Origin of the sequence: Curtobacterium sp. VKM Ac-1376, assembly GCF_015351025.1 — a bacterium.
Classification (GTDB): domain Bacteria; phylum Actinomycetota; class Actinomycetes; order Actinomycetales; family Microbacteriaceae; genus Curtobacterium.
Genome location: NZ_JADKRV010000008.1, coordinates 25565 through 39331, shown reverse-complemented (window position 1 = coordinate 39331; position 13767 = coordinate 25565). Strand labels below are relative to the sequence as shown.

Sequence of the window (13767 nt, the reverse complement as noted above, 5' to 3'; positions counted from 1 at the left end):
CCTCGTTCGTGTCCAGGTGGATCAGCGTCCGAACTCGAACCCGGCGCCGGGGATGGCGGCCAGGAGGTCCTTCGTGTACTGCTCCTTCGGGGCGGCGAAGACCTCGTCGGTCGTCGCCTTCTCGACGATCTGCCCGCGGCGCATGACGCACACGTTGTCCGCGACGAGGCGGACGACCGCGAGGTCGTGCGTGATGAACAGGTACGTCAGGCCGAGCTCGGTCTGCAGCTCGGTGAGCAGGTCGAGGATCTGTCCCTGCACGAGCACGTCGAGCGCGGAGACGGCCTCGTCGAGGACGATGACCTCCGGCTTGAGCGCGAGCGCGCGGGCCACGGCGATGCGCTGCCGCTGGCCACCGGACAGCTCGTTCGGGTAGCGGTTCACCATCGACTTCGGCAGCGCGACCTGATCGAGCAGTTCGAGCACGCGAGCTCGACGGGAGGCCTTGTCGCCCACCCTGTGCGTGGCGAGCGGCTCGGCGATCGTGTTCCCGACGTTGTACATCGGGTCCAGGGAGCCGTACGGGTCCTGGAACACCGGCTGCACGCGGCGGCGGAAGTCGAAGAGGTCCTTGCCCTTCAGCGCGCCGATGTCGATGCCGTCGAACTGCACGGTGCCGCTCGTGATGCTCTCGAGCTGCAGGACGAGCTTCGCGACGGTCGACTTGCCCGAACCGGACTCGCCGACGAGCGCCGTGGTGGTGCCCTTCTGGATCGAGAACGACACGTCGTCGACGGCCTTGAGTTCACGCGTGGCGAGGCTCTTGCCGCGCAGCTTGTAGACCTTCTCGAGGTTCTTCACCACGATGAGGTCCTCGGCCGGGCGGTGCTCGCGCTCCTGTGCCCGGGCGATCAGCTCGGCGTCGTCGTTGCCGGCGTCGGCGATGTCGACCCGCTGGTGCTGCACCTTCGACTGGATGCGACGGCTGGCCAGCGACGGTGCCGCCGCGACGAGGCGCTGCGTGTACGGGTGCTGCGGGTTCGCCAGGATCTCCTTCGAGGGACCAGCCTCGACGACCTGGCCCTTGTACATCACGACGAGCTTCTCGGCACGCTCGGCGGCGAGCCCGAGGTCGTGCGTGATGAACAGCACCGAGGTGCCGAAGTCGCGCGTCAAGGTCTCGAGGTGGTCGAGGATGACGCGCTGGACGGTGACGTCGAGCGCACTCGTCGGCTCGTCGGCGATGAGCAGCTGCGGGCGGCTCGACAGACCGATGCCGATGAGCACGCGCTGCCGCATGCCGCCGGAGAACTCGTGCGGGTACTGCTTCAGGCGGGTCGATGCGTCGCCGAGACCGGCTTCCTTCAGGACCTCGACCGCACGGTCGCGGACCGCGGCCTTGCCGGTGGCCATGCCGTTCGCACGGATGGCCTCTTCCACCTGGAAGCCGATCGACCACAGCGGGTTGAGGTTCGACATCGGGTCCTGGGGGACGTAGCCGATCTCCTTCCCACGGATCTCCGACATCTCCTTGTCGCTCAGCCCGACGAGCTCGCGCCCGTTGAACTTGATCGACCCGCCGGTGACCTCGCCGGTACCGGGCAGCAGCTTGATGATCGCCTGGGCGCTCGTCGACTTTCCGGACCCGGACTCGCCGACGATGGCCAGACGCTCGCCCTGCTCGAGCGTGAGGTTCACACCGCGGACGGCCTGCACGAGACCGCTCTGGGTCTTGAAACCGACCTGCAGATCGGTGATCTCGAGCAGCGGGGCGCCGGAACCGCCGGTACGGCTGTTGCTCGGCTGGGTCAGTGTCTCGCTCATCGGCGAGCCCTCGCCTTCGGGTCGAGTGCGTCGCGCACCACGTCACCGAGGAGCAGGAACGCGAGCACGGTGATGGACAGGGCGGCCGACGGCCAGAAGATCGTCGACGGGTTGGTGCGGATCGACGTCTGGGCGGTCCCGATGTCGAGGCCCCAGCTGAGCGCCGACGGCGGCAGTCCGATACCGAGGAACGACAGCGTCGCCTCCGCCACGATGAACGTGCCGAGGGACACGGTCGCGACGACGATGACCGGCGCCAGCGAGTTCGGGATGACGTGCCGGACGAGCGTCTTGAACCGATTGACGCCCAGGGCGGCCGACGCCATGACGTAGTCCGCCTGCTTCGCGCTGAGGACCGCACCGCGCATGATGCGCGCGATCTGCGGCCACGCGAACGCGGCGAGCACGAGCGACACCGTGATGGCGTTGCGCGCCGGGATCACCGACATGATCACGATCGCACCGAGGACGGTGGGGATCGAGAAGAAGATGTCACCGATGCGGGACACGATCGTGTCCAGCCAGCCGCCGTAGAAACCGGCCAGCGCACCGATCACGATGCCGACGATCGACACCAGGATCGTCGCCACGATGCCGACGATCAGCGAGTTCTGGGCGCCCCAGATCACGCGGGCGTAGACGTCGGAACCCTGACGGGTGAAGCCGAGGATGTGCCCGGCTCGCGGCCCCTCGTCGCTGTAGTCGAGGTTCGCGGCCCGCGGGTCGACGTGCGCGAAGAGTCCGGGGAAGATCGCGACGACGACGATCAGCAGGATCAGGACCGACGAGATCCAGAACGTCGGACGGCCGCGCATGGACTCCCACGCGTCGGTCCACAGGGAACGGGTCTTCTCGTCCTCGTTGACCTGGTCGACCGCCTGGAGCGGGGTCTCCTCGATCGGGGCGACGTAGTGCGTCGCCGAACGGGATGCGGCGTTACTTGGCATAGCGGATCCTCGGGTCCAGGACGGCGTAGAGCAGGTCGACCAGGAGGTTGGCGAGCATGAAGATGATGACCATCACGGCGACGAAGGAGACCACGGTCGGGCCCTCGCCGAGCTTGACGGCCTGGAACACCGTGCCACCCACACCATGGATGTTGAAGATGCCCTCGGTGACGATCGCGCCGACCATCAGGTTGCCGATGTCGACACCCAGGTAGGTCACCACGGGGATGAGCGAGTTGCGGAAGATGTGCACACCGACGACGCGCCGACGGGGCAGGCCCTTCGCGGTCGCGGTCCGCACGAAGTCCGCGGTGGTGTTCTCCGCCACGCTCGCGCGGGTGAGCCGGACGATGTAGGCGAACGACACGGACGCGAGCACGATCGCCGGCAGGACGAGTTCGTCCCACGGCGCTTCGCCGGAGACGGTCACACGGAACAGCCCGAGCTTGATGCCGAACACGTACTGCAGCACGAACCCGACGACGAAGGTCGGCACCGAGATGAGCAGGAGCGACACGACGAGCGCGCTGGCGTCGAACAGCTTGCCCTTGCGGAGGCCGGCGATGACGCCGACGACGATGCCGGCGACCGCCTCGAACACGAGCGCGAGGATGGCCAGGCGCGCCGTGATCGGGAAGGCCTGGGCGAGCTGCGAGCTGACCGGCTGACCCGAGTACGTCAGGCCGAGGTCACCACGGAACACGCCGCCGATCCAGAGCAGGTACTGCACGATGAACGGCTTGTCGAGGTTGTACTGCTGCCGGAGCGTCTCGATGACCTGCGGCGACGGCTGACGGTCGCCGAACAGCGCGGCGATCGGGTCGCCGGGCAGCGAGAAGACCATGAAGTAGATGAGGAACGTGGCCCCGAAGAACACGGGGATGAGTTGCAGGAGGCGCTTGCCGAGGTACCAGAGCATCAGATCACTGCCCGGTCCGGAGCGATGTCGATCAGGTTCATTGTGGTGAGGGGTGGACGGTCCGAGGGTCGGCACGGATGTCCGGTGCGGGAGGGCGCCCGCGATGTGGGGGTGTTGTCACCGTGGTACGGGGGTTCGGGGACCGAAGTGGTCCCCGAACCCCCGTCCGGTGGTCGCGAGGCAGGATACCTGCTCGCGCTTTGGTCTCTGGGAGACCTAGATCAGTTCTTGACCTCGATGTCGTAGTACAGCGGCACCGAGTTCCAACCGAACTTCACGTTGGACACGTTGTCCGCGTTCCAGACACCGGTCACGTTGGAGTACCAGAGCGGGATCTCGGGCAGGTCCTTGAACAGGAGCTCCTGTGCCTGGTCGAAGGCCTTGTTGCCCTCTTCGACGGTCGCGGCCGAACGGCCCTCAGCGAGCAGCTCGTTGTACTCCTTGGAGTCGTACCGCGAGTAGTTGTTCGACGAGCCCTCGCCCATGGTCGGGCCGAGGAAGTTGTACAGCGACGGGTAGTCGGCCTGCCAACCGGTGCGGCTACCGCCCGTGAGCTTGTCGTTCGTCTGGAGGTCCAGTGCTTCCTGGAACGTCGGGATCGCGTTGCCCTCGGCCTTGATGCCGAGCGTGTTCGAGATCGAGTTCGTGACCGCGGTCACCCAGGCCTCGTGGCCACCATCCGCGTTGTACGTGATGGTGAGCGTGTCGTCGTACTTCGAGATCTTGTCGGCCTGGGCCCAGAGCTTCTTGGCCTCGTCCTGGTCGTAGTCCAGGACGTCCGAACCCTCGAGGTCGTCGTTCCAACCCGCGATCACCGGCGACGTGAAGTCCTTCGCCGGGGTGCGCGTGCCGTCGAAGATCTTGTCGGTGATCTGCTCGCGGTTGATGGCCATCGAGATGGCCTCACGGCGCAGCGTGCCTTCCTCGCCCTTCCAGTGGTCGAGGTAGTACGGCAGGTAGATCGCCTGGAAGATGGCGGCCGGCTGGTTGACGTTCGAGTCCGGGAAGTCCGACTTGTACGTCTTGAACGCGCTGTCCGGCACGGCGTCGAGGACGTCGAGGTTGCCGCCCTGCGCGTCGGAGTACGCGGTGTCCTGCGAGGAGTAGAACGTGATCGTGAGACCACCGTTCTTCGGCTTGCGCTTGCCCTCGTAGTCCTTGTTGGTGACGAGCTTGATGGACTGGTTGTGGGTCCAGGCATCCTTGCCGTCGAGCTTGTACGGACCGTTGCCGATCGGGTTCTCACCGAACGCCTTGGTGTCGTCGTAGAACGAGGACGGCAGCGGCACGAACGCCGAGTAGCCGAGCGACAGCGGGAAGTCGGACTGCGCCGACTTCAGCGTCACGGTGAACTCGTCGTCGTCGACGACCTTGAGGCCGGTCAGCTCCGAGTCCTTGTCGGCGTCGTAGCCCTCGATGTTCTCGAAGAAGTAGCTGGCGCCCTGGGCGTTGGACTTCTGTGCAGCCCAGTCCCACGCCTTGGTGAAGGACTCGGCGGTGACCTTCTCGCCGTTCGTGAAGGTGTAGTTCGTGTTCAGCGTGATGTCGAAGGTCTTCGAGTCATCGGTGTCGATGCTCTTCGCGACCTCGTTGACCGGCTTGCCGTCGGCGTCGTACGAGACGAGGCCTTCGAAGAGCGAGTCGATGATCTTGCCGCCACCGGTCTCGGTGGTGTTCGACGGGATCAGCGGGTTCTGCGGCTCGCTGCCGTTCGTGGTGACGATCCCGGACGCGTTCGCCGAGCCCGAGTCACCCCCGTCGGAGCTGTTGCTGGAGCAGGCGGTCAGGGCGAGTGCTGTGGCCCCGAGCACGGCGAGGGCGGAAAGCCCGGCGCGCTTCTTGATCAAGGTTCCTCCTGGTGCATGGGACGCGCAAGGGCACAGCGGTGTCACCCGGGCGCGTTTGACATCTGCACTGTAGGCAAGGTGAACAGTGCCGTCCAAACCCTGGGGCGAACGGTTACACGCCGGTAACCAACTTGCACGATCGTTGCGAGACGATGCAAGATTCGCGCGCCTGCGGGTGAAGGGTGCGTTTTTGTTGCAGCCGCATGAAATCCGTTGCACTCCGGCACACTTCTGTGCAAGTCGGGGATCGGCCGAGCATCGCTCAGGGGTAGATGCTTCAGGCGCCCTGCCGGCGGTCACGGCCTGCCGTGCGTCCGCCGTTGAGCGGTCACGAACAGTCGCTCGGCACTGGCCTGGGCGACGGTTCGTGACCAGTCGATACCGGCCGACGCCGACCGAACGTGATCGCACACCGGCCGCCCGATCCCTCCGGACGCCACCGTGCCCCGCCGGAGGACCGGACGGGGCACGAGGCGCGGGGCGACGAGCGCGACGGGGCGCCGGCGCCCGTCGGGATCAGGCGAACGCCTCGATCGGCGGGCAGGCGCACACCAGGTTGCGGTCACCGTAGGCCTGGTCGATGCGACGCACCGGCGGCCAGTACTTCCGGCCGCTGATGCCCGGCAGCGGGTAGACGGCCTGCTCGCGGGTGTATGCGTGCACCCACTCCCCCGAGATGACCGACGAGGCCGTGTGCGGGGCGTGCACGAGCGGGTTGTCGTCCGCCGGCCACTCCCCGCGTTCGACCGCGGCGGCCTCGGCACGGATCGCGAGCATGGCGTCGACGAACCGGTCGAGTTCGGCGAGGTCCTCGCTCTCGGTCGGTTCGACCATGAGCGTGCCCGCGACCGGGAACGACATCGTCGGGGCGTGGAACCCGTAGTCCACCAGGCGCTTCGCGACGTCGTCCACCGTGATGCCGGTGGTGTCGCGCAGCGGCCGGAGGTCGAGGATGCACTCGTGCGCCACGAGCCCGTCGTCACCCGTGTACAGCACCGGGAACGCGTCGCGGAGTCGTGCGGCGACGTAGTTCGCGCCGAGGACGGCGGCCTCGGTCGCACGGGTCAGCCCCTCGAGCCCCATCATCCGGACGTAGGTCCAGGTGATGGGCAGGATGCTCGGGCTGCCGTACGGCGCTGCACTGACGGGGCCGCCGGCGTGCGCCAGGCGGTCGTCGGCCTCGGTCGCGGTCGCACCGGAGCGCCGGTCAGCCTGCTGCGCGAACGAGTGCCCGGGCAGGAACGGCGCCAGGTGCGCCTTCGCGGCGACGGGACCCACGCCGGGGCCACCACCGCCGTGCGGGATGCAGAAGGTCTTGTGCAGGTTGAGGTGCGACACGTCGCCGCCGAAGTCGCCGAAGCGGGCGTGCCCGAGCAGCGCGTTGAGGTTCGCGCCGTCGACGTAGACCTGGCCGCCGGAGTCGTGCACGGCGTCGCAGATCTCACGGATGTCGTGCTCGTAGACGCCGTGGGTGGACGGGTACGTGATCATCAGCGCCGCGAGGGTGTCGGCGTTGGCGGCGACGCGGGCCCGGAGGTCCTCGAGGTCGACGTTGCCGTTCTCGTCGCAGGCCACCACGACGACCTTCATGCCGGCGAGCACCGCGGACGCGGCGTTCGTGCCGTGGGCGCTCGACGGGATCAGGCAGACGGTGCGCTCGGTGTCGCCGTTGGCCTGGTGGTACCCGCGTATCGCCAGGAGCCCGGCGAGTTCACCCTGGCTGCCGGCGTTCGGCTGCAGGGACACGGTGTCGTACCCGGTGACCTCGGCGAGCCACGACTCGAGGTCGCCGATCATGTCGAGGTACCCCTCGACGTCCTCGCGCGGGGCGAACGGGTGGATGTTCGCGAACTCCGGCCAGGTCACCGCCGCCATCTCGGTCGCCGCGTTGAGCTTCATCGTGCAGCTGCCGAGCGGGATCATGCCGCGGTCGAGCGCGTAGTCCTTGTCCGCCAGGTGCTTGAGGTACCGCATCATGCGGGTCTCGCTGCGGTGCGCGCTGAACACGGGGTGCGTCAGGTAGTCGCTGTCGCGCTGCAGGCCGGCCGGGAGGCCCGTGGCCGCGTCCCGCACCGCGGCCTCCGTCGCGGTGACGGTCACGTCCACCGCCCCGAGCACGCCCGCGAGCGCCACGACGTCGTCAGGCGTGGTCGTCTCGTCGACGGACAGCTGGAACGTGTCGGCGTCCACGGTGTGCAGCAGGTATCCGGCGTCCTGCGCTGCCGCGACGATCGCCTCGGCGCGACCGACCGACCGCAGGGTGAGGGTGTCGAAGAAGGCGTCGTGCACCACGTCGATGCCGGCGTCGCGCGCGACCGCGGCGAGCGAACTCGTCGTCCGTGCGACCCGGCCGGCGATGAACCGCAGGCCCTCGGGCCCGTGGTAGACCGCGTACATCGAGGCCATCACGGCGAGCAGGACCTGTGCGGTGCAGATGTTGCTCGTCGCCTTCTCGCGGCGGATGTGCTGCTCGCGTGTCTGCAGGCTGAGGCGGTAGGCCATCTGCCCGTCGGCGTCGAAGGACACCCCGACCAGGCGACCGGGCAGCTGGCGCTCGAGGCCGGCACGGACGGCGAGGTAGCCGGCGTGCGGACCACCGAAGCCGAGCGGGACGCCGAAGCGCTGGCTCGTCCCCACGGCGACGTCGGCACCCAGGTCACCGGGGCTGGCGAGCAGGGTCATCGCGAGCAGGTCGGCCGCGACGACGGCGATGCCGCCGCCGGCGTGGACCCGCTCGATCACCGACGTCGGGGCGACGATGCGGCCGGATGCCCCCGGGTACTGCAGGATGACGCCGAACGCACCGTCGAGCTGGTCGTCGCTGGGGCCGTCGACCGCGTCGAACTCCCGCAGGGCGATGCCGACGGCGTCGGCACGGTGGTCGAGCAGCGCACGGGTCTGCGGCAGCAGGTCGGCGTCGACGAGGAACGCGTCGCCCTTGACCTTGGAGGCGCGGCGGGCGAGGAGCATGCCCTCGACCACGGCGGTGCCCTCGTCGAGCATCGAGGCGCCGGCGGTGGCCATGCCGGTCAGGTCGGACACCATCGTCTGGAAGTTGATGAGTGCTTCGAGGCGGCCCTGCGAGATCTCCGGCTGGTAGGGCGTGTACGCCGTGTACCAGCTCGGGTTCTCGAGCACGTTGCGCTGGATCACCGCGGGCGTGTGGGTGCCGTGGTAGCCGAGGCCGATCATGGCGCGGCGGACGGTGTTGCGGCCGGCCTTCGCGCGGAGTTCGGCGAGCGCCTCGGTCTCGCCGACGGCGGCCGGGATCACCGAGTCGGCGACGGGGCCGACGTGGATGGACTCCGGGATCGCCGCACGGACCAAGGCGTCGAGTGACGGCTGCCCGACGACGTCGAGCATGGCCTGCTGGTCGGCCGGGGTGGTGCCGATGTGGCGGTCGGCGAAGGTCGTCTGGAGGTTCTCGAACGCGGTCATGCGATGGAGGCCCGGTAGGCGTCGTGGTCCATCAGGTCCTCGGGGAAGGACGTGCCGTCGACCCTGATCTTCACGAGCCAGCCGGCTCCGAACGGGTCCTGGTTGACGGTGTCAGGGGTGTCGACGACGGCGTCGTTCACCGCGATGACCTCGCCCTCGATCGGCGCGAAGAGCTCGCCGACGCTCTTGGTCGACTCGATCTCGCCGATCTGCTCGCCGGCCGTGGTGGCGGTGCCGACGGCGGGGAGCTCGACGTAGACGACGTCGCCGAGCTGCTCGGCCGCGTGGTCGGTGATGCCGACGGTGACGGTGTCGCCCTCGACGAGCAGCCACTCGTGGTCGGCCGTGTACTGGAGTGCGGTCTGGTCGGTCATGACATCAGCCTTTCGAGGCGCGGCGGTAGAAGGGGAACGCGGAGACGGTGCTGGGGACGGCCGTCCCGCGGACGTCGATGTGGAGGACCTGTGCCCCGTCCGACACGGCGGCGAGCGCTGCCGGGTCGACGAAGGCCATCGCGACGGGGTGTCCGAGCGTCGGCGAGAGCGCGCCCGAGGTCACGGTGCCGACGACCGTCCCGTCGAGCACGACGTCGTAGCCGGCCCGTGGAGCACGGCGGCCCTCGGTCACCAGACCGACGAGCACGCGGGCGTCCTCGGAGGGGGTGACACCGGCCGCTCCGACGAAGTCGCCGTCCTTGGCGACGACGCGGCCGAGGCCGGCCTGGGCCGGACGGACGTCGGTGCCGAGCTCGTGCCCGTACAGCGGCATGCCGGCCTCGAGCCGCAGGGTGTCGCGGGCCGCGAGCCCGGCGGGGACGACCCCGCGGTCGGCTCCGGCCTCGAGCAGGGCGTCCCAGAGGACGGGCGCGGTGTCCGGGTCGCTGTAGACCTCGAAGCCGTCCTCGCCGGTGTAGCCGGTGCGTGCGACGAGCACGTCGGCGCCGTCGAACAGGGCGTGCAGGACGCGGTAGTAGCCGAGCTCGTCGAGCGGGGTCTCGGGCTGCAGACGGTCGGCGACGACGAGCGCGTCGAGCGTGCCGGCCGCCGCGGGGCCCTGGATCGCGACGAGTGCCGTGGTGTCGGAGTCGTCGGAGACCTCGACGTCCAAGCCCTCGGCCCGTGCGGTGAGCGCGGACACCGCGACGTCACGGTTCGAGGCGTTCGCGACGACGAGGAAGACGTCGTCGTCCGTGCGGTAGACGACCAGGTCGTCGAGGATCCCGCCGTCCTCGGCGAGCAGCAGGGAGTACTTGGCGCGGCCGACGGGCATCGCACCGAAGGACCCGGCGAGCGCGTGGTCGAGGAACGCGACGGCGTCGGGGCCGGTCACCCCGATCTCGGCCATGTGCGACAGGTCGAACACACCGGCGGCCTGGCGGACGGCGTGGTGCTCGGCGAGGTCGGACGAGTAGCGCACGGGCATGCGGTACCCGGCGAAGTCGGTGAAGGTCGCACCGGCGGCGTCGTGCACGGCTTCGAGGGGCGACGAACGCTGACCCGGAGCGGGCGTTGGGGACGGACTCATGGCGGAGTTCTCCTGGCATCGGCAGGGCCCGGCGACGATCGCCGGGTGGAACTCCCCCTCTGTCATGGGCCTGAGAGTTTCACCGCGGCCCGTGAGGTCCGGCGGCTTTCACCGTGGGCGAGACGACCGAGCGTCTGCTTTTCAGAGTGGCCTGTCCGCTGCGGTGTGGGACCTGAGAGATTGACGGGGGGATTGCTCCTTCGGTGCCGTGCGTGCGCCCGGGGGCACGGTGTACCCGAAGGCACGACGTACCCGGGGGCACGTGCACGGCGTCTCCCGCGACGGATGAGCGGCCGGTGTGTTCAGTTGTCCGCCCAGAGCATACCGAGACCGCGTTACGGGCGTGTGTCGTGGGCCGGTCTTCGACATCTCGTAGAATGCGGGGATGGCCGGACAACGATCGCGCCCCCGCGGGCAGCTGGAGCAGGCGGTGCTCGAGGCACTCCGGTCCGCCGACGCCGGGCTCACCGCACGCCAGGTGCTCGACGCGTTCCCGGAGCCCCGCCCCGCGCTGACGACCGTGCTCACCGTGCTCGACCGCCTCGGCCGCAAGGGCCAGGTGGAACGAGAGCAGCACGACGACGCTCCGCTGACGTTCCGCGCCGTGCACAGCCGCGACGAACAGACCGCATCCCTGATGTCGAGCGCACTCGCCGCCTCGGCCGACCGCGAGGCCGCGTTGCTGCAGTTCACCGGCTCGCTCGCCTCGGACGACCTCGAGGCCCTGCGCCGCGCCCTCGACGCCCGCGCCCGCTCCTGACCGGCTGCGGACCGTGGTCGTCGCCGGCATCGCGCTCATCGTCCTCGCCCTGGCGGTGGTCGGGTTCGCGCCCCGGGTCCTGACCCGCTCCGCCTGGACGATCGACCTGCCGCGCACGGCCCTGGTCTGCTGGTCGGTCGCGGTGCTGCTCGGCGTCGTCGGGTTCATCGCCGGGATAGCCCTCGTCGTCCTCGCCGACCGTCCGGTCACCGAGCTGTTCGGCGGCGACGGCTCCCCCACGCACGGCTTCAACGTCTGGGTCGCGGTGCTCGGAGTGATCGCGTTCGTCGTCGCCGTGCGGGTCCGCCCCGGCCCCGAGCACGAGGCCGTCCGCCAGGCGATGCGGTCCGGCGTCGCCCCGCACCGCGAGATCGACGGCACCCCGGTCGCCGTCGTCGAGGCCGACCACGCACTGGCGTGCGCCGTGCCGGGCCGGAGCGGCGGCGTGCTCGTGAGCACCGGCCTGGCAGACCGGTTGCGCACCGACGAACTGGAGGCCGTGGTCGCCCACGAACGCGCCCACCTGACCCAGCACCACGCGGCTGCGGTCGCGGTCGCGGAATCCATCGAGCGTGCGGTCCCGTGGGTGCCCGGTGCGCGCGCCATGGTGCGGTCGACGCGCGTGCTCGTGGAGTTCGCCGCGGACGACGCGGCGGCCCGACGCGTCGGCCGCGACGCCCTGCGCCGGGCGGTCCTGGTGGCGGACGGGAGCAGCGCGCTCGGGGCGATCCGCGCCTCCAGGCTGTCCTGAACGCGGCGATCCGAGACCGCGCCGTCGCCCACGCGGCTGTCCTGAACCCACCGTGTCGGGGGCGAGGCATAGGGTGAGCGGACCGTGAAGCCACTGACCGAAGCCGACATCCGATCCTCGTTCGTCAACGCCACCGCCGACGAACTCGCCCAGCTGCCGATCCCCGGCCTGCACGAGATGCTGTGGGACGAGCGCGAGTTCCTGGGCTGGCGCGACCCGCAGGCCGCCCGCCGCGGGTACATCGTGTCCTGGATCGACGACCGGCCCGTGGGCATCGTCGTCCGTTCCGCCGGTGGCTCCCTGCGCCCCGGCATCGCCGCGATGTGCTCGTTCTGCCATTCGCCGCAGCCCGCGACGCAGGTGCGGCTGTTCTCGGCCGCCCGCGCCGGGGAGTCCGGACGCAACGGCAACACGATCGGCACCTACATCTGCGAGGACCTCGGGTGCTCGATGCTCATCCGCACCGCACCGCCGCACCTGAACCCACCAGCGACCATCGCGATGCGCGGCGCCTCGCTGCTCCAGCGCGTGCAGAACTTCACCGCGGACATCATGAAGTCGGCGTGAGCCGCTTCGGCAACGCCCGCTGGGCCGTCGTCGAGGAACTCGGTGACGGACTCTGGCGGCTGACGCTGCGCGACGAGGCCGACGACGAACTCGGCGCGTTCGGCCTGGGTGTCGAGGGGCCGTGGGACCCGGACGTCGAACCGCACGTCGGGTTCGTGCTCGTGCAGCTCGGGCTGACGCTGCGCGGGGCGAGGCCGTGGCACGTCGACGAGCTCGGCGACCACCGGGCGCCCGTCCTGTCGCTCGGCTGAGCGAGGACGCCCGCCCGGCTCCCGTTCGCGCACGCGGTCCGCTCGGTCAGTCCGCGGCGACGAAGTTGCGCAGGATCTCGCGGTCGTCGTCGGTGCGCATGGCCCACGCAAGCTCGCTGCGGTGCTCGCTGCCCTCGAGCGGCAGGAGCGTCACCGTCTCCGGTGCGGCGAGCGCGGCGCTCTCGGGCACGACCGTCACCCCGAGGCCGACGCCGACCAGGTGCAGCACGGTCGCCCAGGTCGTGGCCTCCTGCACGATCACCGGGCGACGGCCTCCCGAGATGACCGGCGCCAGGTTCCGTTCGGTCGCCAGGGCACCAGCGATCGCCGGGAAGAACACGAACGGCTCGTCGACGAGTTCCGGCCCCCGGATGGTGGTGCGATCAGCGAGGCGGTGCCCGCGTGGAACGGCCGCGACGAACGCTTCGGAGCGGAACGGCAGCAGTCGGACAGCAGGATCGGGATCGGGGTCGCGCACGACGGCCAGGTCGAGCTCGCCCCGGACGATCCGGGCGAGCAGCGTCGACGAGTAGCCCTCGGTCAGGTCGACCCGGACCAGCGGGTACCGCTCACGGAACGCCTGCACGCGCTCGATCGGCCCGAGGGGCAGCGCGGAGACGACGAACCCGACGTCGAGCCGGCCGGCCTCACCCCGCCCCACCCGGACCGTCTCGTCGAGGTCGCGGCGCACCTGCCCGAGCAACGACCGTGCACGCCCCCGCAGCACCTGGCCGGCGGCCGTGAGGGCGACGCTGCGGCTCGTCCGGACGAACAGGTCGACGCCGAGTTCGCGCTCCGTGCGGCGGATCTGCTGGGACAGCGCGGGCTGGGCGATCCGGAGCCGCTCGGCCGCCCGTCCGAAGTGCAGCTCGTCAGCGACCGCGAGGAACGCCCGCAGCTGGCGGAGGTCGACGTCCGGTGCACGATCCATGCATCCAGCGTATCGATCAGCGGGAACGAGTATTGGACGCGACACCATCGTGACCTGAGGATGGATGC

The 13767-nt window shown here is 69.8% G+C and carries 12 protein-coding genes and 1 riboswitch; of the genes, 4 read left to right on the top strand and 8 right to left on the bottom strand.

The window, feature by feature from the left end:
* Positions 1-21: 21 nt before the first annotated feature.
* The 7 genes from ITJ56_RS11040 to gcvT all read right to left on the bottom strand — a co-directional run bounded on the left by ITJ56_RS11040 (position 22) and on the right by gcvT (position 10439).
* Entirely contained in the window at positions 22-1764 is a 1743-nt protein-coding gene (locus ITJ56_RS11040) for a dipeptide ABC transporter ATP-binding protein (protein WP_194630665.1), read from the bottom strand.
* Positions 1761-2711 carry an ABC transporter permease gene (locus ITJ56_RS11035; RefSeq protein WP_194630664.1) on the bottom strand — a complete coding sequence of 317 codons (951 nt, stop codon included), beginning with the start codon at positions 2709-2711 and terminating at the stop codon, positions 1761-1763. The genes ITJ56_RS11040 and ITJ56_RS11035 overlap by 4 nt, the downstream gene beginning before the upstream one ends.
* Positions 2701-3630, bottom strand: a complete 930-nt coding sequence (locus ITJ56_RS11030; protein ID WP_194630663.1) for an ABC transporter permease — start codon at positions 3628-3630, stop codon at positions 2701-2703. Before ITJ56_RS11030 ends, ITJ56_RS11035 begins: the two co-directional genes overlap by 11 nt.
* 221 nt (positions 3631-3851) lie before the next feature.
* Positions 3852-5477, bottom strand: coding sequence for a peptide ABC transporter substrate-binding protein (locus ITJ56_RS11025; RefSeq protein ID WP_194630662.1), 1626 nt, complete (start codon positions 5475-5477; stop codon positions 3852-3854).
* Between the two features lie 516 nt (positions 5478-5993).
* A complete protein-coding gene (gene gcvP, locus ITJ56_RS11020; protein ID WP_194630661.1) occupies positions 5994-8915 on the bottom strand; it encodes an aminomethyl-transferring glycine dehydrogenase in 2922 nt (973 codons plus the stop codon).
* Entirely contained in the window at positions 8912-9289 is a 378-nt protein-coding gene (gcvH, locus tag ITJ56_RS11015) for a glycine cleavage system protein GcvH (RefSeq protein ID WP_194630660.1), read from the bottom strand. Before gcvH ends, gcvP begins: the two co-directional genes overlap by 4 nt.
* A 4-nt stretch (positions 9290-9293) precedes the next feature.
* On the bottom strand, positions 9294-10439 hold the full coding sequence (gene gcvT / locus ITJ56_RS11010) for a glycine cleavage system aminomethyltransferase GcvT (protein WP_194630659.1): 1146 nt from the start codon (positions 10437-10439) through the stop codon (positions 9294-9296).
* Positions 10440-10488: 49 nt separating this feature from the next.
* Positions 10489-10594, bottom strand: a riboswitch (glycine riboswitch).
* A 230-nt stretch (positions 10595-10824) separates the two neighbouring features.
* Between gcvT and ITJ56_RS11005 the strand changes: the two genes are divergently transcribed.
* From ITJ56_RS11005 to ITJ56_RS10990, 4 genes are all read left to right on the top strand, one after another.
* Positions 10825-11199: a BlaI/MecI/CopY family transcriptional regulator gene (locus tag ITJ56_RS11005; RefSeq protein WP_194630658.1), complete on the top strand. Its 375-nt coding sequence runs from the start codon at positions 10825-10827 to the stop codon at positions 11197-11199.
* A 13-nt stretch (positions 11200-11212) separates the two neighbouring features.
* Entirely contained in the window at positions 11213-11950 is a 738-nt protein-coding gene (locus tag ITJ56_RS18945; RefSeq protein WP_194630657.1) for a M48 family metalloprotease, read from the top strand.
* 84 nt (positions 11951-12034) lie between these two features.
* Positions 12035-12517, top strand: a complete 483-nt coding sequence (locus ITJ56_RS10995; protein ID WP_194630656.1) for an FBP domain-containing protein — start codon at positions 12035-12037, stop codon at positions 12515-12517.
* A complete protein-coding gene (locus tag ITJ56_RS10990) occupies positions 12514-12768 on the top strand; it encodes a hypothetical protein (protein WP_194630655.1) in 255 nt (84 codons plus the stop codon). Before ITJ56_RS10995 ends, ITJ56_RS10990 begins: the two co-directional genes overlap by 4 nt.
* Before the next feature lie 46 nt (positions 12769-12814).
* On the opposite strand, the gene ITJ56_RS10985 is transcribed toward ITJ56_RS10990, so the two are convergent.
* Entirely contained in the window at positions 12815-13699 is an 885-nt protein-coding gene (locus ITJ56_RS10985) for a LysR substrate-binding domain-containing protein (protein WP_194630654.1), read from the bottom strand.
* Positions 13700-13767 lie beyond the last annotated feature (68 nt).